Source organism: Glycomyces sp. NRRL B-16210, assembly GCF_000719515.1.
Lineage (GTDB): Bacteria > Actinomycetota > Actinomycetes > Mycobacteriales > Micromonosporaceae > Glycomyces.
On the sequence record NZ_JOGR01000004.1, the window covers coordinates 140,710 to 158,890 of the forward strand.

Below are 18,181 nucleotides of genomic sequence, written 5' to 3' on the forward strand. Positions count from 1 at the left end.
CGAACCGTAGCACAAGACCCGCCCCGACCCGAAACCCACCGGTCACTGGTCCGGGCCCAGCCCCGCCTCGAACGCCACCAGCGCCGCCTGCACCCGGTTCTCCGCGCCCAAAGCGGTGAACAGCGCACTCAGATACTGCTTCACCGTGCCCTCGGCCAAGTGCAGCGACGCCGCGATCTGCGCGTTCGACAGTCCCTGCCCGACACCGGCCAGCAGGTCGCGCTGGCGGTCGGTCAGGCCCTCCACGAGCGCCTGGGCCCGCAACGACCGGTCGAGCCGGGTGCGGGACTGGCGGCGCACGAGCCAGCGGCCCACCCGAGGAGAGAACGCCGCCCCACCGGCGGCCAGCGCCCGCACCCCCGCGATGAGATGGTGCGGGTCGTCGGACTTGAGGAAGAACCCCAGCGCCCCGAGCCGGATCGCCTCGGCGATGTAGCGCTCGTCGGAGAACGTCGTCAGCATCGCCACCGGCACCGACACCCCCTCCCGCTGAAGCCGTTCGAGGACGGCGATGCCGTCCAGGCGCGGCATCTGGATGTCCAGCAGCACCACGTCCAGCAGCCGGGTCCGGGCCGCCTCCAGCGCCTCGTTCCCGTCCCCGGCCTGGGCGGTCACCGCGATGCCCTCGGCGGTCGCGAGGATCCCGGCGATCCCGGCGCGCACAAGCAGGTCGTCGTCGGCCAGCAGCACCCGCACCACGCCATCGCGGCCCGGCGCAGCCGATGCGGGCAGCGGGTCAGTCATCGGGCGCGATCGTATCAGCGGCGACCACCCGCCCATCGGCGAAGCAGATCCGATAGACCTCCACGCGCTCGAAGAAACTGACCGACGCCTCATAGAAATGGCAGGTCGCACCCGCCGGATCGGGCAGAGCCGTACGGGGGGCGTCGAGCATCTGCGTCGGCGGCAGCAGCGGATCGGTCTCGTCGCGACTGTCACCGACCTCGATGGCCGCGAACCGCTCCGCGGACAGCACCGAGGCGACATTCCCGTACACGAAATACCCGGCCACGACCACCACGAGCACCCCGCACACCGCCAGCGGCGCGAGCCAGGCGAACCGCGTGACGCGCCGTCGCCGCCGCTCGGCGCTGGCGGCCTCGGCGGTGAGCACGCGCAGCCGAGACGGCCCCAGGTCGGCGCCGGCCGTGGACGGCACCGCCGCGACCGGGAGCCTGACGGTGAGCGTGAACGCCTCGCCCGCGTCCGTCTCGAGGGTGCCGCCGAGGATCTCGACGCGGTGGCGCAAGGCCACGATGCCGTGCCCGCCGCGCTCGGGCGAGGGCGCCGGCGCCGCCTCGTTGCGCAACTCCAGGACCGCTTCGTCGCCGTCGAGGCCGATCGCGAGGTGCACCGCCGCGCCCGGCGCGTGCTTGGCGGCGTTGGTCAGCCCCTCCTGGAGGGCGCGCATGAGCGCGGCGTGCGTGTAGTCGTTGGTGCGCCCGGCCACCTCCGGCGGGACGGCCCCGTGCACGATGACCCCCGAGGCGCGGGCCCGCTCGATCACCTCACCCAGGTCCAGGCCGCTGAGCGAGGCGGTCGCCCCGCTCTCGCGCTCGGCCAGCAAAGCGACGGTCTCACCGAGCTCCTCGGACGCGGCCGCCGCGTTCGCGCGAATGCGCGCCAACTCGGCCCGGGCCCCCTCGGGCAGCGACCGGTCGAGCGAGAGCCGGGCGGCCTGGACGGCGATGAGCGTCAACCGGTGCCCCAACCCGTCGTGGATCTCCCCCGCCATCGCCTCCCGCTCGCGCGTCACCGCCTGCTCCACGCGCACCTCGTGCTCGCGCGCCTCGGCGAAGGCCAGATCCCAGCCGCGGCGCACATAACTGCGCCGCGCCCGCACCACCGCGACCGCGAGCATGGCCAGCAGCAGACAGGCGGTGTAGGCGACACCGATGAGCAGACCCACCACCGCGTCCGCACGCACCCACTGACCGAGCAGCGCCGCGGTCACGAGCACCGCACCGGTCCCGGCGGCCACCAGCGGCAGCGCGACCCTGCGCCACCCGATCACCAGACCCGTCGCCGTCGCGGCCACCGTGACCGCCAACTGCCCCGCGTCGAACATCATCAGCCCGCGCACTTCCACCGACCCGATCCGCTCGAGCCCGTACATCACCACCGAGAACACCGCACCGGCCACCACGGCCGCCACCGCCGCACCGGCCCGCCTGACCCAGACAGGCGCCTCGTTGTCGATCACCCCTCCAACATAGGGAGGGCCGATCGGCGCCGACACTCGCTTTCGTCAGTCCCGGCCCTCGCTTTGCGCACTGACGGGCACCGCCCCCGCGCCCCTAGCGTTGGCCCCATGCTCGACCAGCTCACCCGCTTCCTCGACGCCGCAGGCGAATACGGCCCCGCCGTACTCGCCTGCGTCTTCGCCGCCGCCGCCCTCGAAGCGGCCTTCGGCATCGGCGCCCTGATACCGGCCGAGACCGCACTCGTCCTCGCCGCGATCGCCCTGGCCGGCAGCCCGCTGCTGATCGGCGCCGTCGCGGCCGCCGCCGCGGGCGCCTTCACCGGCGATCACCTCGGCTTCGCCCTCGGCAGACGCCTCGGACCGCGCCTCGCCCACACCCGCGCCGTCCGCCGCATCGGCACCGACCGGTGGCACGCGGCGACCGGCTTCGTCGAACGCCGCGGCATCGCCGTCATCGTCGCCGCCCGACTCCTGCCCGCCGTCCGCACCCTCATCGCCGCCGCAGCCGGCGCCTCACGAATGCGCTACCGCCGCTTCGCGACCGCCACGGCCTGCGCCTCCCTCGCCTGGGCGCTCCTGTGGATCCTCGGCGGCGCCGCGCTCGGCACCGCCTTCCTCGACCTCGCCGCCCGATCCACCGTCCCAGTCCTCGCCGCGGCCGCACTCCTCATCGCGGCGGCCCTCGCCGTACGCGCCCGGCGCCGCCGCACCGACCGGACGGCCACACGATGAGCCTGCCGGTCGCGGCCCTCATCCTCGCCGCACTCGTCATCGCCGACTTCTACGTGCCGGTGCTCCCCAGCGCCACCACCCTCGCCACCCTCGCCGGACTCCTCGCCGGCGACCTGCTCCTCATCGCCGCACTCATCGCCTGGGCCGCGGCCGCCTCCTGGCTCGGCGACCTCCTCGGCTACCAGGTACTGCGCCGCGCCAGAACACACCGCCCGATCCGCCCTTCATCGAAGGCCGCACGACTCGAACGGCGACTGCGCGCCACGCTCATGAAGCGCCCGTGCGCGACGACCGTCCTGGCCCGGTTCCTGCCCGCCGGCAGGACCGCCCTCGCGTGGGCGGCCGTGGCCGCACCGGACTATCGCCACGCGCGGATGTCGGCGTTGGGGGCCGTGGTGTGGGCGTGCGGCACCGTCGGGGTGGGTCTGCTCATCGGCCGGGTGTTCGGTGCGGGGTTGATGTCGGCGGCCGCGGCGGCGACGTCGGTCGCCGCGGTGAGTGTGGTCCTGGGCTGGTGGTATGCCGGGTCGCGGCCCGAGCGCGTCGACGGGACCGTCGCGTGAGGACGGTCGCGGTGTGGTGGACGGTGCCGAATCTGGTCACGGTGGTCCGGTTGGCGCTGGTCGCGCCGATCGTGGTGCTGCTGGTGCGGGGCGGGCCGCCGCTGGTCGCGGCGGCGCTCGCGGCGGTGTTCGCCGCCACGGACTGGGTGGACGGGTTCCTCGCGCGCCGGCTCGACCAGGTCAGTCGCCTGGGTGAGCGGCTCGATCCGGTGGCCGACCGGGTGGGGATCGGGGCCATTGCGGTGGCGTTGGCGGTGGCCGGGGCGGCGCCGTGGTGGGTGCTGGCGGTGTTCCCCGCAGTCGATGTGGTCGTGGCCGGGGTGTACGCGGTGCGCGGGCGGGGCCGCCGCTTGGCGGTCGCGCGGATCGGGAAGGTCCGCACGGCCGCGGCGATGGTCGGCCTGTTCGCCGTGATGGCCGGTCTCGCACCGGGTCTGGAGCCGCTGCTGCCGGTCGGTCAGGTAACTCTGGCGGCCGGGGCGGCGTTGCATGTGGGTGCCGGGGCGGTCTATGTGCGCCGGATGCTGCGTGGACCCGCGGATCCGCAGCGGGGACCGCCCCGGTCGGGTCACTGCGCGAAGTCGCCGATGAGGGTGTAGAGGTCGGCGGCCTTGGACCGGTCGCCTTTGACGGTGAGCGCTTCGAGCGGCAGGCGCCGCCACAGCCACAGCAGTACCTCGTGGGCGCTGCCGTGCACTTCGGCCTGCACGTCGCCGTCGATCCCGGCGGTGACGGCCGCTTGCGCCTCGCTGATGCGCAGCGTCCATGACCGGTCTGCGGCGCTGATGGCCACGGCGAGCCCGGCGTGGGCGGTGAGGGTCGCGGCGACGTGGCGGCGCATGGCGCGGCTGCCCCAGTCGACCATGACTTCGAGCATCTCCCAGGCCCCGTCGAGGGCGAGCGCCGGATCGACCGGGCCGATGGGGCGGCCGGCGGCGAGTTCGGCGTCGGCGCGGTGGACGACGGTCTCGTGGGCGAGGCGGCGGATCCAGAAGCCGACGGTCTGGTCGAGCCCGTACCAGGTGTAGGCGAGGCTTTCGGGGCCGCGGTCGTCGAACTCGGCGAGCAGTTCGGCCAGCGACGCGTCGAACCGCTCGACCGCGGTCCCGGTCCGCTGGGGCATGTCGGCCGCTTCGGGCGATCGCAGCAGCCGCATCGACTGGATCTTGTGGTCGTAGGTCTCGGTGACGTGGTCGAGAAGGTCGGTGGCGGTCCACTCGGGACACGTGGGCACCGGCGCGTCCGGGTCGGCAGCGGCGTAGGCGGCCTTGAGCGCGGCGGCTTCGGCGATGAGGTGGGCCTGAAGGGCAGGAAATTCCATGCGCCGATCTTGCCAGGACCGACCGACACGCCACGGGCGGTACAGGGTTCGCCTTGGCGCTTCTGTTCGGGCGCAACGTCCTCCGCGTTTTTAGGAGAGGCGAGTGGTCGTTGCGGGACCAGGCACCGGTCGGGCCACGGCGTCGGCGGCGGGCCGGTAGGCCGGGGTGAGGCCGCCACGCGTGCGGGGCCGGGGTGCCCATGCGAAACAGCCGGGCGCGCAGGAGCATCTGCGGCCACTCGGCGCCCACGGCGCGGCGTTCGAGCAGCGAGGGGTCGGCTCCGTGCCGGCACACGGTGTCGACGGCAGCGACAGCACTGGCCCAGGCGGGCACCAAAAGGGCGACCGGTCGATGAGGGCCGGGGCGGTCCCGGGGCGTAGCGGAGGTCGCCGTGGAAGGCGGTCCCGGCGTCGATCGCCTCGCCCCGGCGGCCCGGGAGGACTTCCCAGGCCTCCTAGCGGTCGTGGATCAAGTCGTCTTCGCGGGCGCGGGCGGGCCGGGCGACGGTGATCGGCCCGGTGTCGTCGGGCGCGTCGGCGAGTCTGGGCGGCGTCGGGCGTGGGAGTGAGGGCGATCGGCCCGGCGCGCCAGGTCTGGCCCTGGCCGCCATCGAGCGGCTGCGGCGGGCTGCCCGCGCCGAAGGCGCGGAGCACTACCTGCGGCGCTGGTCGCATCTGCGGATACCCGGCGCGGGACCAGGTGCGGGTCAACGGGTCTCGTCGAGGTGGGCGCGCCAGCCTCCTGTGGTGGTGATGTCGCGGCCTGCGGGTTCGTTGGCGACGAAGCCGGTTGTCCAGGTGCCGTCGTCGAGTTCGACTTTGCCGAGGGTCATCGGTTCGGGCAGGGCGGTCAGGAACCGGCCCAGGGCGGCCTCGCTGAGCAGCCAGCGCTCCCCTGGCAGGCTCGCGCCTGCATTGGAGCGGACTACGAGGGGTTTGGGCGGGTCGGTGTCGAGGGCGTACATCCGGTAGGCCGGTGCGGTCGCCGTCTCGCCGGCGTAGCGGGCGCCGAGGTCGGTGAGCTGGTGGTTGAGGGCCATGCCGGTCAGGTGCGCGCCGAAGACGACCAGTTCGGCTCCGGCGGGGGCGAACAGCGGCGAGGGGACCGCTTGGGCGCGGGCGGCGAGGTCGATGGCCACTTGGTCGTCGAAGGCCGGGACGATGACGCTGACGCCGAACCGTTTCGTGCCGGCCGCTCCGGCCGGGATCGCGACGGCGGCCATGTCGAGGAGGTTCACGAAGTTGGTGTAGGTGCCCATGGCGGCGTTGCGGCCGATCGGGTCGGCGGCCACTTCCTCGATGGTCGGATGCTGCGGCGCGGTCGGCAGTAGGAGGGCGTCGAAGCCGTCAAGGAGCGCTTCGGCGGTGTTGCGGGCCTGGCGCAGCCGCTGCTGGTCGGTGACGAGGTCGGCGGCAGTGAATTTGCCGGCGCCGTTGACGATCTCGGCGACGGTCGGGTCGGCGTCGGCAGGCCAGGCGTCGATGTGGGCGCCGAAGGCGGCGTGGCGTTCGGCGATGAGCGCGCCTTCGTAGAGCAGCAGTGCGGCTTCGAGGAGCGGCTGGACGTCGATGGGGACCAGTTCGGCGCCGGCCGCGGCGAAGCGCGCCAGCGCCGCTTCCCACAGCGGCGCCAGTTCGGGGTCGAGCGGGGCGAGGCCGGGCGCCTCGGGGATCGCGATGCGCGGCGCCGGCGGTGCGGCGCAGCGGTGGTCGGCGGGCCACGCGCGGGAGGCGGGGTCGGCCTCGGCGGGTCCGGCCATGATGCGCATCGCTTCGGCGGCGCCGGCGAGGTCGGGGGCGAAGACGGTGAGGCAGTCGTAGGAGGGGCAGGCGGGGACGACGCCGTCGACGGGGATGAGGCCGAGGGTGGCTTTGAGGCCGACGATGCCGTTGAGAGCGGCCGGGACGCGGCCGGATCCGGCGGTGTCGGTGCCCAGGGCGAAGTCGGCGATGCCGAGGGCGACGACGACGGCCGATCCGGAGGAGGAGCCGCCGGAGATGCGCGCGTCCTCGTGCGCGGAGCGTACGGCCCCGTAGGGGCTGCGGGTGCCGACCAGGCCGGTGGCGAACTGGTCGAGGTTGGTCTTGCCCAGGCAGATCGCTCCGGCCGCGCGCAGGCGGGCGACGGCGGTGGCGTCGCGTTCGGGCGTGTACGCGAAGGACGGGCAAGCCGCGGTGGTGGGCAGGCCGGCGACGTCGATGTTGTCCTTGACCGCGTAGACGAGTCCGGCCAGCGGCAGGTCCGATGCGGCGGCGTCGATCGCGGCGGCTTCGGCGAGGACGTCGGCCCGCTCGCGCAGGGTGATCCAGGCTTCGGGCCGGTCGGCTTCGGCGAGGCGCTCGTAGGCGGCCTGGACGCGTCGGGCCGCGCCGGGCACGGCGTCGGACGGAACGAGAGTGCTCACGAAGTCCCCTATCTGGTTGTCCACGGTGCCTAGGCCTCGGCGATGACCAGCAGCGGCGCGCCCGGTCCGGCTTGGTCGCCCGGTGCGGTGAGCACCCTGGCGACGGTACCGGAGACCGGTGCGGTCACGGGCATCTCCAGTTTCATCGCTTCGAGGACCACGACGGTCTCCCCGGCGGTGACGCGGTCGCCCGGGGCGGTGTCGACGCGCCAGACGCTCGCGGCCATGGGGGCCTCGACCAGGGTCTCGCCGGGGGCGAGGTCGACGTTGGCGGCGGTGTCGGGGACCGGTTCGGTCAGGTCGCGGTCGAATTCGCCGGCGGCGGCCCAGCGGCGGCGTTCGGCTTCGAACGCGGCGGCCTGGCGGGTCTGGAAGGCGGCGATGCCGGTGGCGTTGTCGGCCAGGAGGCGCCGGTAGTCGGCGAAGGCGAAGGTGCCGTCGGTGATGGGGATCTGGGCGCGGCCGGCCGCCAGTTCGCGGCGGGTGTGGGCCAGTTCCTCCTCGCTGACGCGTTCGAACACGACGCGGTCGAAGAACCGCAGGAGCCAGGGCAGGCCGTCGTGGAAGGACGCGAGGTCCCGCAGGCCCGCCCAGATCGGCGCGGTGCGCCCGACCAGCTGGTAGCCGCCGGGCGAGTCCATGCCGTAGATGCACATGTAGGACCCGCCGATGCCGACGGTCCCTTCGGCCGTCCAGGTCCGGGCCGGGTTGTACTTGGTGGTGACCAGGCGGTGCCTCGGGTCGACGGGGACGGCCGCGGGCGCGCCGAGGTAGACGTCGCCCAGGCCCAGGACCAGCCATTGGGCGGCCGTGGCGATGGCGGCCACGTCCTCGACCGAGTCGAGGCCGTTGATGCGGCGGATGAACTCGATGTTGGAGGGGTTGAACAAGGCGTCGTCGCGGACGTTGGTCGCGTAGCGGGCGATCGCCTCGTCCACGACCGCGTCGTTCCACGAGATCGGCAGGCGCACTTCGCGGGAGGGCACGACCATGTCGGCCACGTCGGGCAGGTCGCCTTCGAGTTCGACCAGGAGCCCGGTCAGGTGCCGCACCGGCAGCACGTCGGGGTCGACGTGCAGGTGGAGGGATCGCACGCCGGGCGTGGTGTCGATGATGCCGGCCGGGGCCGCCTCGGCGAGGGCGTCCATGAGCGCGCCGACGCGCATCCGCAGGCCCAAGTCCAGGTGCATCGGCCCGTATTCGAGCAGCAGCGCGTCGTCGCCGGCGCGCCGGTAGGCCACGGCCGGCCGGTCGCCTCCGGCTTCGATCGCCGCGAGCGTGGCGGTGTCGGCGGCGGCGCCGACCAGCGGCACCGGCGCCGCGACCGGGTTGCGCCGCAAGCGGTCGGCCTCGTCCTCGGCGACCGGCAGGAACCGCACGGTGTCCCCGGGGCGCAACTGCCCGAGCTTCCACCGGTCGGCGGAGGTGACGGTGAACGGGCACGCGAACCCGCCCAGGCTCGGCCCGTCCGGGCCCAGCAGCGCGGGCGTGTCCCCGGTGAAGTTGACCGTGCCGACCGAGTACGGGTTGTCGTGCAGGTTCGACGGGTGCAGACCGGCCTCGCCCCCGTCGGTGCGCGCCCATTCGGGTCGCGGCCCGTCCAGGCGCACTCCTGAGCGCCCGGCGTGCACCTGCACCGACCATTCGGCCCCGTAGAGGCGTTCCATGTCCGCGACCGTGAAGTAGTGCGGCGCCGGCTGCGGGCCCGGCGTCACCGACAGCGTCCAGTCGTGGCCGAACCCGGGCCGCTCGGCCACCGGCACCGGACCGGCCACCGGCGCCATCGGAGCGGACGGCAGGAGCCGGTCGCCGGCGCGCAACTGGTCGCCGGTGTAGCCGCCGATGCGCCCGGGCGGGAACGTCGACGCCGACCCCAGGAACGTCGGCACGTCAAGGCCCCCTTGGAAGAGCACGTACGTGCGCGCACCGGCGTCGATGATCTGGCCGACCGCGAGCACCCCGCCGGCCGGCACCTCGAACGGCACCCACTGCTCCACCGCCACCCCGTCCAAAACGACCGACGCCGGAGCGCCCGTGACGCACACCGTGACCGCAGTCCCGAACCGCAGGGTCGGGCCCGCGATCGTGCACTCCAGACCCGGCACGCCCTCATCGTTGCCCAGAGCCCGGTTCCCCAGGCGGAACGACAGGTCGTCCATCGGCCCCGACGGCGGCACCCCGACCTGCCAGTACCCGACCCGACCCGGGAAGTCCTGCACCGTGGTCAACACCCCGGCACCGACCACGTCGATACGCGGCGAAGCGTCCACGATCGAGGCCACCGTGCCCGTATCGTGCTGCACCGCCGCGACCCTCGCATCGACCGCCGCCGCCCGCAACTGCCCCAGATTCGTGTGCACCCCCTCGATCCGCGTCCCCGCCAGCGCCTCCGCGAGCGCGGCCCAAGCCGACGCGCGGTCCGCACCCGCGGTCACGACCTTCGCGAGCATCGGATCATAGGAGGCCGGCACGTCCAGGCCACGCTCGATCCACGTGTCCACCCGCGCTTCTTCGGGAAACTCGACGGCGGTCAGCAGTCCTGCCGAAGGCAGGTGGTCGCGGGCGGGGTCCTCGGCGTACACCCGGGCCTCCACCGCCGCGCCCTGGACGGCCGGACCGGACTCGGGAAGCCCCTCGAGGAACTCGACATCCCCCGCGGCCGCGCGAATCATCCACGCCACCAAGTCGATCCCGAGAATCCGCTCGGTCACCGGATGCTCCACCTGCAAACGCGTATTGAACTCCAGGAACGAAGCCTCCTCGCGCTCGGCGTCGTAGATGAACTCCACCGTCCCCGCCGACAGATACGACGCCGACGCCGCCAGCGCCCGCGCCGCCGCATGCATCCCCTCCCGCACCGCATCGGGAAGATTCGGAGCCGGAGCCTCCTCCAGGACCTTCTGATGGCGCCGCTGCAACGTGCAGTCCCGATCCGACAGACTCACGACCCGACCCGCACCGTCACCGAAGACCTGCACCTCCACATGCCGGGCTCTGCGAACATAGCGTTCGAGATAGACCGCGTCGTCACCGAAATTGTCGGCCGCCAGACGCTTCACCGTCGCGAACACCTCGGCCAACTCGCCCGCGTCACTCGCCACCCGCATCCCGATGCCGCCGCCACCGGCCGAGGCCTTCACGATCACCGGGAACCCCACCGACGCCCCCGCCGCCACCGCCTCCTCCACCGAAGCCAGCGCCGCAGTACCCGCCGCGAGCGGCACTCCCGCCCGCGTGGCAGCGGCGCGAGCGGTCACCTTGTCCCCGAACAACTCCAAATGCTCCGGACGCGGCCCGATGAACACCAGACCCGCCTCGGCCACACGACGCGCGAACTCCGCGTTCTCGGCCAAGAACCCGTACCCCGGATGCACCGCCTGCGCACCGGTGTCCTTCGCCGCCGACAAGATCGCATCGACGTTCAAATACGACTCCGCCGGCGCCGCCGGACCCACGCACACCGCCACATCCGCATCCCGCACATGCAACGACCCCGCATCCGCCTCCGAATACACGGCCACGGTCTCGATGCCCAGACGATGGGCGGTCCGGGTGATCCGCCGGGAGATCTCCCCGCGATTGGCGATCAGAATGCGCTCGAACACGACAGGCCTCGCTCTCAAGGAAAGGGAATCAGGGACGGACGGCATTCGCCAGATGCGCCCAGGTCAACGCCGCCTCAGCACGACCGACCACAATGGAACGAGAAGTCTCGATATGACGGGTGAGGATCGCCGTCGCCTCCGCATAACGACCCTCAAGCGCACCCTCGGCGATCGCGATATGCTCACCGATCGTCGCCGCCATCCGCTCCTCAGTGAAATAATCGAACATCCGCGCCGGCCGAATCCGGTTGTTCACCACCCGCAGCGACTCCGCCAACTGCACATTCCCCGAAGCGGCCAAAAGCGTCAGATGATAACGCTCATCCCACTCCACGAAACCCGCACTCGGATCCGGCGGCGCCGCCCGCAACCGATACCACCGATCCAACTCCGGACCCAGCAGGTCCCGGTCATGCCGGATATCAGGATCGGTCGCCGCACGGGCGAGACCGCGCAACTCAAGGGTCAACCGGACCTCATAGAGATCATTGAGCTGATCGATCCGCGGCCGATATGGATACAGCCCATCCACCTCACGCGACACCAGACCATCAGCCGACAACCGCGACAACGCCTCACGCACCGGCGTCCGCGACACCCCGTAATTCCCGGCCAAACGCTCCTCACCCAAACGCTTCCCCGGCTCATACTTCCCCGCCATGAGGTCAGCACGCAGCGCCACATAGACGCGCTCGGCAAGCGGCTCACCCGACTCCGGCAACGACGAGAAACTCATATCGACATCGCCTCCCGCACCCGCGGCTCCGCCCCGACACCCGTCGCACCCTCCGACGCCACCCGACCCGAACGCAACACGTAATACCGATCCGCCGCCTGCAACGCGAACCCCAAATGCTGCTCCACCAACAACACCGACAACCCGCCCCGCCGCGCCAGATCCACGATCGTCGACTCGATCTCCGCCACCACGTTCGGCTGAATCCCCTCAGTCGGCTCATCCAAGATCAACAGCCGCGGCTCGGTGATCAACGCCCTCGCGATCGCCAACTGCTGGCGCTGGCCGCCGGAGAGGAGTCCGGCCTGGCGGCCCAGGAGCGGGCGCAGGGCGGGGAACAGGTCGAGCTGGGCGTCGATGAGGGCCTTGCCCTTCTTGCGGCCGTCGGCGACCAGGCGCAGGTTCTCCCCGGCGGTCAGGTGCGCGAAGCACTGCTGGCCTTGGGGGACGTAGGCCATGCCGGCCTTGACGCGGCGGTTGGCGGGTCGGCGGGTGACGTCGGCGCCGTCGAGTTCGACGCCGCCGGACATGGCCGGGATGAGGCCGACCACGGCCCGCAGGAGCGTGGTCTTGCCGGCCCCGTTGTGGCCCATGACGGACACGACCTCGTCGGGGCCGATGTGGAGGTTCACGCCGTGCACGACGGCGGAGCGGCCGTAGCCGCAGGAGAGTTCACGCAGTCGCAGCATCGAGGGCCTCCGGTTCGTGGGCGGTGCCGAGGTAGACCTCCTGGACGCGCGGATCGCCCGAGACCTCGTCGACCGAGCCGGAGGCGAGGACGGCCCCGGCGTGGAGGACGGTGACGCGGGAGGCGAAGGCGCGCATGAAGTCCATGTCGTGCTCGACCACGGCGACGGCGCGGTCGGCGGCGATGTCGTGGAGGAGGCGGCCGGTGGTCTCGCGCTCGTCGTGGCCCATGCCGGCGATGGGCTCGTCGAGCAGGAGCACGTCGGCGTCGCCGACCAGGAGCATCCCGATCTCCAGCCACTGCTTCTGGCCGTGGGCGAGGATGCCCGCGGGGGTCTCGGCGGCGTCGCCGAGTCCGATGCGCTCCATGGTGGCGACCACGTTCTCGGGCAGGTGCTTTCGGCGGCGCAGCAGCGACCAGGGCGAGCGCCCGGCTCCGGCGGCGATGTCGAGGTTCTGGGCGACGGTGAGGCTCTCGAAGACCGTGGCGGTCTGGAAGGTCCGGCCGATGCCTCGGCGGGCGATGTGGTGGACCTTCTTGCCGCGCAGCTCCTCGCCGTCCTTGACGACCGACCCGGTGTACTTGGCCAGGCCGGTGATCGCGTCGACGAGGGTGGTCTTCCCGGCGCCGTTGGGGCCGATGAGGAAGTGCACCTCCCCGCGGTCGAGTTCGAGGTCCACGCCGTCGACGGCGGTGAAGCCGTCAAAGTCGACGCGGATGTCCTTGCAGGTCAATGCGGTGCTCATGCGGCGGCCTCCACTGCGGTGGGTTTGGACGGGAGCCGTCGGGCGAGGGCGCCGACCGAGGCGATCCCTCCGGGGAGCAGGGCGATGACGGCGATGAACAGGAGTCCTTGGGCGTAGGTCCAGGCGGAGGGGAACTGCTCGGACAGGGCGGTCTGGGCCCAGGCGACGGCGAGGGCGCCGATGACCGGCCCGGCCAGGCTCGCGCGGCCGCCGATGGCGACGCCGAGGATGAACATGATGGAGGGGATGATCCCGATGCTGGCCGGGGAGATGATGCCGACCACGGGCACGAAGATCGCCCCGGCGATCGAGGCGAACAGCGCGGCGGCGGCGTAGGCGACGACCTTGATGTTCGCCGCGTCGTAGCCGAGGAAGCGCACGCGCTCCTCGCCGTCGCGCACGGCCACGAGCAGTTCGCCGTATCGGCTGCGGCGCAGTTGCAGCGCCACCGCCATGACCACGAGCAGCGCGCCCGCGGCGATGAAGTACAGCATCTGCTGGTTCACCGGGTCGGCCAGGTTGAACCCGAAGAAGTACCGGAACCGCGAGAGGCCGTTGAACCCGCCGAGGGTCTGCTGGCCGATGAGGAGGATCGCGAACGCCCCGGCGAGCGCCTGGGACAGGATCGCGAAGTAGGCGCCCTTGACGCGCCGCTTGAACACCGCGAAACCCAGGAGCACCGCGAAGCCGGTGGGCAGCAGCAGGATCGCGGCGATCGTGAAGACCGGGGAGGTGAACGGCACCCAGTAGCCGGGCAGTTCGCGGATGCCGGCGAGCTCCATGAAGTCGGGGACGGCGCCGGGGCCGCCGCGGAACTCGGCGTCGGCCATCTTCAGGTGCATGGCCATGAGGTAGGCGCCCATGCCGAAGAACACGCCCTGCCCGAGGGTGAGCATCCCGCCCCTCCCCCAGGCCAGGCCGATGCCGACGGCGACGATCGCGTAGCACAGGAACTGGGCGAGCAGGCCGAGGCGGAACCCCGAGAGCACGAGCGGGGCGAGCCCGAACAGGACGAGCGCGGCGGCGGCGAACCCGGTCCAGGTGCCCGCCCGGGTGGAGAAGAACTTCATGCGAGGCTCCTGGTGCGCAGCGTGAACAGGCCCTGGGGGCGCAGTTGGAGGAAGACGACGATGACGACGAACACGCCGACCTTCGCCAGCGAGGCGGTCGAGTAGGTCTCGAACACCGCCTGGAAGGTGCCGAGCGCGACCGCGGCGACCACCGCGCCCTTGATGCGGCCCATGCCGCCGGCGACGACCACGAGGAATGCGTCGACCAGGTAGGACTGGCCGGTGGTCGGGCTCGTGGAGCCGATGAGGGTCAGGGCGACCCCGGCGACCCCGGCGAGGCCCGAGCCGATGAAGAACGTGCCGGCGTCGACCCGGCGCGAGGACACGCCAGCGGTCTCGGCGAGGTCGCGGTTGCCGACCACCGCGCGGATGCGCCGCCCGGCGGGGGTGAACCGCAGGACCAGCGTCACCGCCGCGACCGCGACGACCGCCAGCGCCATGATGAACAGCCGCGTCTTGGGGACGGTGGTCCCCAGCAGGTCGACCCCGCCGCGCAGGGGCTCGGGGACGGTCACGTTGACCGCCGGAGCGCCGAACACGTCGCGGGCGACCTGCTGGAGTACCAGGCCGACCCCGAAGGTCACCAGGAGGGTGTCCAGGGGCCGGTGGTACAGGCGCCGGAGGAGCAGCGACTCCAGCACCAGGCCCATGGCCCCGCCGACCAGGAACCCGATCGGCAGGGCGATGAGAAGGGAGACACCGGCGTCACCGACCACCTGCTGCGTGACGTACGCCGTGTAGCAGCCGGCCATGATGAACTCGCCGTGCGCCATGTTGATCACGCCCATCTGCCCGAAGGTCAGCGACAGGCCCAGCGCGGCCAGCAGCAGGATCGACCCTGTGCTCAAGCCGGTGAACAGTTGCCCCACGAAGAGGTCCACGGTGTCTCCCTTCCGTTCCGCGCCGGCTACTCGGTCACCGTGAGTTCGGCGGCCCAGTCGTAGCCTTCGAGGAACGGGTCGGGTTCGATCGGTCCGTCGGACTCCCACACGGTGTAGAGCAGGCCGTCGGATCGGATCTCGCCGATGCGGGCGGTCTTGGCGACGTGGTGGTTGTCGCCGTTGATGACGACGGTCCCTTCGGGGCTGGCGAAGGAGACGCCGTCGGCGTTGGCCTGGATGTCGGCGACGGCGAACGAGCCGGCCTTCTCCACGGTCGCGGCCCACAGGTAGACGGAGTTGTAGGCGGCCTCCATGGGGTCGGAGGTGACGCGCTCGTCGCCGTACTCGGTCTTGAAGGCCTCGACGAACGCGGCGTTCTCGGGCGATTCGACGGTCTGGTAGTAGTTCCAGGCCGCGAGCTGGCCTTCGATGTTCTCGATGCCGATGCCGCCGACCTCTTCTTCGGCGATGGAGACGCTCATGACGGGCATCTCCTCGGGGGTGAGGCCGACGTTGGCGTACTCGCGGAAGAACGCGACGTTCGAGTCGCCGTTGAGGGTGTTGAAGACCGCGTCGGCGCCGGAGGCGCTGACCTGGTTGACGATGGTGGAGAACTCGACCGAGCCGAGTTGGGCGTAGTCCTCGCCGAGCACTTCGATGCCGTGGTCGGCCGCGTAGGCGTTGATGATGGCGTTGGCGGTGCGGGGGAAGACGTAGTCGGACCCGACCAGGTAGAGCGATTCGACGCCGGTCTCGGCGAGGTAGTCGAGGGCGGGGATGATCTGCTGGTTGGTGGTCGCTCCGGTGTAGAAGATGTTCGGGGAGGCTTCGAGGCCCTCGTACTGGACGGGGTAGTACAGGAGCGAGTCGTTGTCCTCGAAGACCGGGAGCATGGCCTTGCGCGAGGCCGAGGTCCAGCCGCCGAAGACCGCGGCCACGCAGTCCTCGCGGATGAGCTTCTCGGCCTTCTCGGCGAAGACGGTGGGCTCGGAGGCCCCGTCCTCGGCGACGATCTCGATCTCCTTGCCCTGGACGCCGCCTGCGGCGTTGATCTCGGCGACGGCGAGGTAGATGGCGTCGCGGACGGTGGTCTCGGAGATGGACATGGTGCCGGACAGGGAGTTGAGGGCGCCGACCTTGACGGTGTCGCCGGAGGTGTCCACGCAGGACTCGGCGGCGACGGTCTCTTCGCCGGCGCGGGAGCCGCAGGCGGCGGTGGCGATGAGGCCGGTGATCGCGGCGGTGGCGGCGAGGGTGCGGGCGATATCTCGGGCTTCGAGCTTGGGACGCAATGGCATGTGCAGTTGACCTTCCGCAGAGGAGCGCCCCGGCGATAGAGGGGCGCCGGGTCTGCAAGGGAACGCCGCCGCAGGTCGCGGCGGTGTACAGGTGCGTATACAACGTCGTATCCGCTCTGGATTCAAATTAGGTTCGCGATGTTTCCCCGCCGTGCACGTCGAGCACAGCCGTATGAACTGTGGTTGCGGGGACGTTAAAAAGCCCGCACGGCCGGAGCCGTACGGGCGCATGGCGGTCGGGTTCGGCTGTCGCCGGGCCCGGACACGCCTGTGGGGCGCGGCGTAGGCCGCGCCCCACAGGGTCGAAGTTCTGATTAAGCCTTGACGAAGCCGAGGAGGGCCTCGTTGACCTCGGCCGCGTGCGTCCACAGCAGGCCGTGCGGGGCGCCTTCGACCTCGACGTACTCGGCGTCGGGGACGGCCTGGTGGAAGCGGCGTCCGGTGACGTCGATCGGCAGGATGTTGTCCTCGGTGCCGTGGAGGATCAGCGTGGGCTTGGCGGCGGCGCGGACGGCCTCGACGTCCTCGCGGAAGTCCTCGATCCAGGAGTCGACGACCGCGTAGGCGGCCACGGGGGCCGAGGTCGTGGCGGTGTTCCAGTTGGCGGTGACGACCTCTTGGCTGATCTTGCTGCCGAGGTTGTCGTCGAGGTTGTAGAAGTCCTTGTAGAACTGGGTGAACCAGGCGTAGCGGTCCTCGCGGGCGGCCTTGGCGATGCCGTCGAAGACCTCCTGCGGGACGCCCTCGGGGTTGTCGTCGCGCTTGACGAGGAACGGCTCCAGCGAGGCGAGGAAGGCGAGCTTGGCGACGCGCTCGTGGCCGTGGTTCTTGACGTAGCGGGCGAGTTCGCCGGTGCCCATCGAGAAGCCGACGAGGATGACCTCGCGCAGGTCGAGGTGGTCGAGCAGCGTGTTCAGGTCGGCGGCGAAGGTGTCGTAGTCGTAGCCCTCGCCGACCTTGCTCGACTGGCCGAAGCCGCGGCGGTCGTAGGTGATGACGCGGTAGCCGGCGTCGATGAGCTCGCGGGACTGGAGCTCCCAGCTGTGCCCGTTGAGCGGGTAGCCGTGGATGAGGACGATCGGCTGACCCGCGCCGTGGTCCTCGTAGTAGAGCTCGATCGGGGTGCTGTTCTCGGTGCCGACGGTGATCGTTGCCATGGTCGTGGTCCCTTCCAACTGGAGAACGTTCGTTCTCTCGGTACGTAGACTACGATAGAGAACGAACGTTCTCTTGGCAAAGGAGCCAGACCATGATTGACGACACACTTACCGCGAACCGCATCGTCGAAGCCGCTGACCGGCTCTTCTACGCCCGCGGCGTCCAAGCCGTGGGCATGGACGCCATCCGCGGCGAGGCCGGCGTCTCGCTCAAACGCATCTACTCGCTGTTCCCTTCGAAGGACGACCTCACCGTCGCCGTGCTGCACCGCCGCCGAGACCAGTGGAACGCCGGCATCGCCGCGAGCGCCGAGAACGCCGAGACCGCGCGCGAGAAACTGCTCGCGATATTCGACTTCCTCGACGCCTGGTTCCGCGAACCCGACTTCCACGGCTGCGCCTTCATCAACGTCTTCGGCGAACTGAGCGGCGGCTCGGAGCAGGTACGGCAGCAGGCCCGAAAACAGAAGCAGGCGTTCGTCGACTACGTGGCGCAGCTGGTCGAAGACGCAGGGGCCCCTGAGGAACTGGGGCCGCAGATCGCGATCCTCGCCGAAGGCGCGCAGACCACCGCCGCGATCCTCGGCGGCCCCGAGGCCGCGGCCCAGGCCCGCGCGGCCGCGGTGACCCTCCTGGACAGCGCCCTCGAACGAAACGCGAGCGCAACTGCCCAACAGCCCGGGTAAAGCGCCTGACCCCGGGTCCGGCGCAAGAGGATCGGCGGAGGCGCTCACGCCCCCGCCGACCCCGCACTCACCGCTCGGACCCGGGCCGGA

General features: G+C 71.5%; 16 protein-coding genes. 4 read left to right on the forward strand and 12 right to left on the reverse strand.

Annotated elements, in window-relative coordinates; translation table 11 throughout:
* Positions 1–42 precede the first annotated feature (42 nt).
* Together IF12_RS0107040 and IF12_RS0107045 are read right to left on the reverse strand one after the other, a co-directional pair.
* On the reverse strand, positions 43–744 hold the full coding sequence (locus IF12_RS0107040; protein WP_051704070.1) for a response regulator transcription factor: 702 nt from the start codon (positions 742–744) through the stop codon (positions 43–45).
* Complete coding sequence (locus tag IF12_RS0107045) at positions 737–2,239, reverse strand: sensor histidine kinase (protein ID WP_133884294.1); 1,503 nt, start codon at positions 2,237–2,239, stop codon at positions 737–739. The genes IF12_RS0107040 and IF12_RS0107045 overlap by 8 nt, the downstream gene beginning before the upstream one ends.
* A gap of 72 nt (positions 2,240–2,311) precedes the next feature.
* On the opposite strand from IF12_RS0107045, the gene IF12_RS0107050 reads away from it, so the two are divergent.
* From IF12_RS0107050 to IF12_RS25520, 3 genes are read left to right on the forward strand one after another with little or no spacing between them, the layout of a single operon-like run.
* On the forward strand, positions 2,312–2,935 hold the full coding sequence (locus tag IF12_RS0107050; RefSeq protein WP_030156200.1) for a DedA family protein: 624 nt from the start codon (positions 2,312–2,314) through the stop codon (positions 2,933–2,935).
* Positions 2,932–3,498 carry a hypothetical protein gene (locus IF12_RS25515; protein WP_051704072.1) on the forward strand — a complete coding sequence of 189 codons (567 nt, stop codon included), beginning with the start codon at positions 2,932–2,934 and terminating at the stop codon, positions 3,496–3,498. Before IF12_RS0107050 ends, IF12_RS25515 begins: the two co-directional genes overlap by 4 nt.
* The gene (locus IF12_RS25520; RefSeq protein ID WP_051704073.1) at positions 3,495–4,097 is read left to right on the forward strand and encodes a CDP-alcohol phosphatidyltransferase family protein; all 603 of its coding nucleotides are present in this window, start codon (positions 3,495–3,497) and stop codon (positions 4,095–4,097) included. The genes IF12_RS25515 and IF12_RS25520 overlap by 4 nt, the downstream gene beginning before the upstream one ends.
* Here IF12_RS25520 and IF12_RS23860 read toward each other — a convergent pair.
* From IF12_RS23860 to IF12_RS0107110, 10 genes are all read right to left on the reverse strand, one after another.
* On the reverse strand, positions 4,067–4,819 hold the full coding sequence (locus tag IF12_RS23860) for a maleylpyruvate isomerase family mycothiol-dependent enzyme (RefSeq protein ID WP_051704074.1): 753 nt from the start codon (positions 4,817–4,819) through the stop codon (positions 4,067–4,069). The two genes, IF12_RS25520 and IF12_RS23860, sit on opposite strands and share 31 nt — an antisense overlap.
* Before the next feature lie 707 nt (positions 4,820–5,526).
* Complete coding sequence (gene atzF / locus IF12_RS0107070) at positions 5,527–7,224, reverse strand: allophanate hydrolase (RefSeq protein WP_197034637.1); 1,698 nt, start codon at positions 7,222–7,224, stop codon at positions 5,527–5,529.
* A 29-nt stretch (positions 7,225–7,253) separates the two neighbouring features.
* Entirely contained in the window at positions 7,254–10,874 is a 3,621-nt protein-coding gene (gene uca / locus IF12_RS0107075) for an urea carboxylase (RefSeq protein WP_051704075.1), read from the reverse strand.
* Positions 10,858–11,565 (reverse strand): GntR family transcriptional regulator, encoded by a 708-nt coding sequence (locus tag IF12_RS0107080; RefSeq protein WP_035748590.1) that lies wholly within the window; start codon positions 11,563–11,565, stop codon positions 10,858–10,860. Before IF12_RS0107080 ends, uca begins: the two co-directional genes overlap by 17 nt.
* Positions 11,562–12,254 (reverse strand): urea ABC transporter ATP-binding subunit UrtE, encoded by a 693-nt coding sequence (gene urtE / locus IF12_RS0107085; protein ID WP_030156216.1) that lies wholly within the window; start codon positions 12,252–12,254, stop codon positions 11,562–11,564. Before urtE ends, IF12_RS0107080 begins: the two co-directional genes overlap by 4 nt.
* Entirely contained in the window at positions 12,238–12,999 is a 762-nt protein-coding gene (gene urtD / locus IF12_RS0107090; RefSeq protein ID WP_030156219.1) for an urea ABC transporter ATP-binding protein UrtD, read from the reverse strand. Before urtD ends, urtE begins: the two co-directional genes overlap by 17 nt.
* Complete coding sequence (urtC, locus tag IF12_RS0107095) at positions 12,996–14,069, reverse strand: urea ABC transporter permease subunit UrtC (RefSeq protein WP_030156221.1); 1,074 nt, start codon at positions 14,067–14,069, stop codon at positions 12,996–12,998. The genes urtD and urtC overlap by 4 nt, the downstream gene beginning before the upstream one ends.
* Positions 14,066–14,950, reverse strand: coding sequence for an urea ABC transporter permease subunit UrtB (gene urtB / locus IF12_RS0107100; protein ID WP_030156224.1), 885 nt, complete (start codon positions 14,948–14,950; stop codon positions 14,066–14,068). Before urtB ends, urtC begins: the two co-directional genes overlap by 4 nt.
* 26 nt (positions 14,951–14,976) lie before the next feature.
* Positions 14,977–16,248: an urea ABC transporter substrate-binding protein gene (gene urtA / locus IF12_RS0107105; protein WP_030156226.1), complete on the reverse strand. Its 1,272-nt coding sequence runs from the start codon at positions 16,246–16,248 to the stop codon at positions 14,977–14,979.
* A 314-nt stretch (positions 16,249–16,562) separates the two neighbouring features.
* Positions 16,563–17,405, reverse strand: a complete 843-nt coding sequence (locus tag IF12_RS0107110; protein ID WP_030156228.1) for an alpha/beta fold hydrolase — start codon at positions 17,403–17,405, stop codon at positions 16,563–16,565.
* Between the two features lie 92 nt (positions 17,406–17,497).
* On the opposite strand from IF12_RS0107110, the gene IF12_RS0107115 reads away from it, so the two are divergent.
* Entirely contained in the window at positions 17,498–18,091 is a 594-nt protein-coding gene (locus IF12_RS0107115) for a TetR/AcrR family transcriptional regulator (RefSeq protein WP_030156230.1), read from the forward strand.
* Positions 18,092–18,181 lie beyond the last annotated feature (90 nt).

Bases quoted from the DNA above. Each gene is read 5' to 3' on its own strand.
- uca (WP_051704075.1), bottom strand. From the start codon at position 10,874: ATGCCGTCCGTCCCTGATTCCCTTTCCTTGAGAGCGAGGCCTGTCGTG.
- IF12_RS0107050 (WP_030156200.1), top strand. From the start codon at position 2,312: ATGCTCGACCAGCTCACCCGCTTCCTCGACGCCGCAGGCGAATACGGC.
- IF12_RS25515 (WP_051704072.1), top strand. From the start codon at position 2,932: ATGAGCCTGCCGGTCGCGGCCCTCATCCTCGCCGCACTCGTCATCGCC.
- urtD (WP_030156219.1), bottom strand. From the start codon at position 12,999: ATGAGCACCGCATTGACCTGCAAGGACATCCGCGTCGACTTTGACGGC.
- urtC (WP_030156221.1), bottom strand. From the start codon at position 14,069: ATGAAGTTCTTCTCCACCCGGGCGGGCACCTGGACCGGGTTCGCCGCC.
- IF12_RS0107110 (WP_030156228.1), bottom strand. From the start codon at position 17,405: ATGGCAACGATCACCGTCGGCACCGAGAACAGCACCCCGATCGAGCTC.
- IF12_RS0107040 (WP_051704070.1), bottom strand. From the start codon at position 744: ATGACTGACCCGCTGCCCGCATCGGCTGCGCCGGGCCGCGATGGCGTG.
- IF12_RS0107115 (WP_030156230.1), top strand. From the start codon at position 17,498: ATGATTGACGACACACTTACCGCGAACCGCATCGTCGAAGCCGCTGAC.
- IF12_RS0107080 (WP_035748590.1), bottom strand. From the start codon at position 11,565: ATGAGTTTCTCGTCGTTGCCGGAGTCGGGTGAGCCGCTTGCCGAGCGC.
- urtA (WP_030156226.1), bottom strand. From the start codon at position 16,248: ATGCCATTGCGTCCCAAGCTCGAAGCCCGAGATATCGCCCGCACCCTC.
- IF12_RS23860 (WP_051704074.1), bottom strand. From the start codon at position 4,819: ATGGAATTTCCTGCCCTTCAGGCCCACCTCATCGCCGAAGCCGCCGCG.
- urtE (WP_030156216.1), bottom strand. From the start codon at position 12,254: ATGCTGCGACTGCGTGAACTCTCCTGCGGCTACGGCCGCTCCGCCGTC.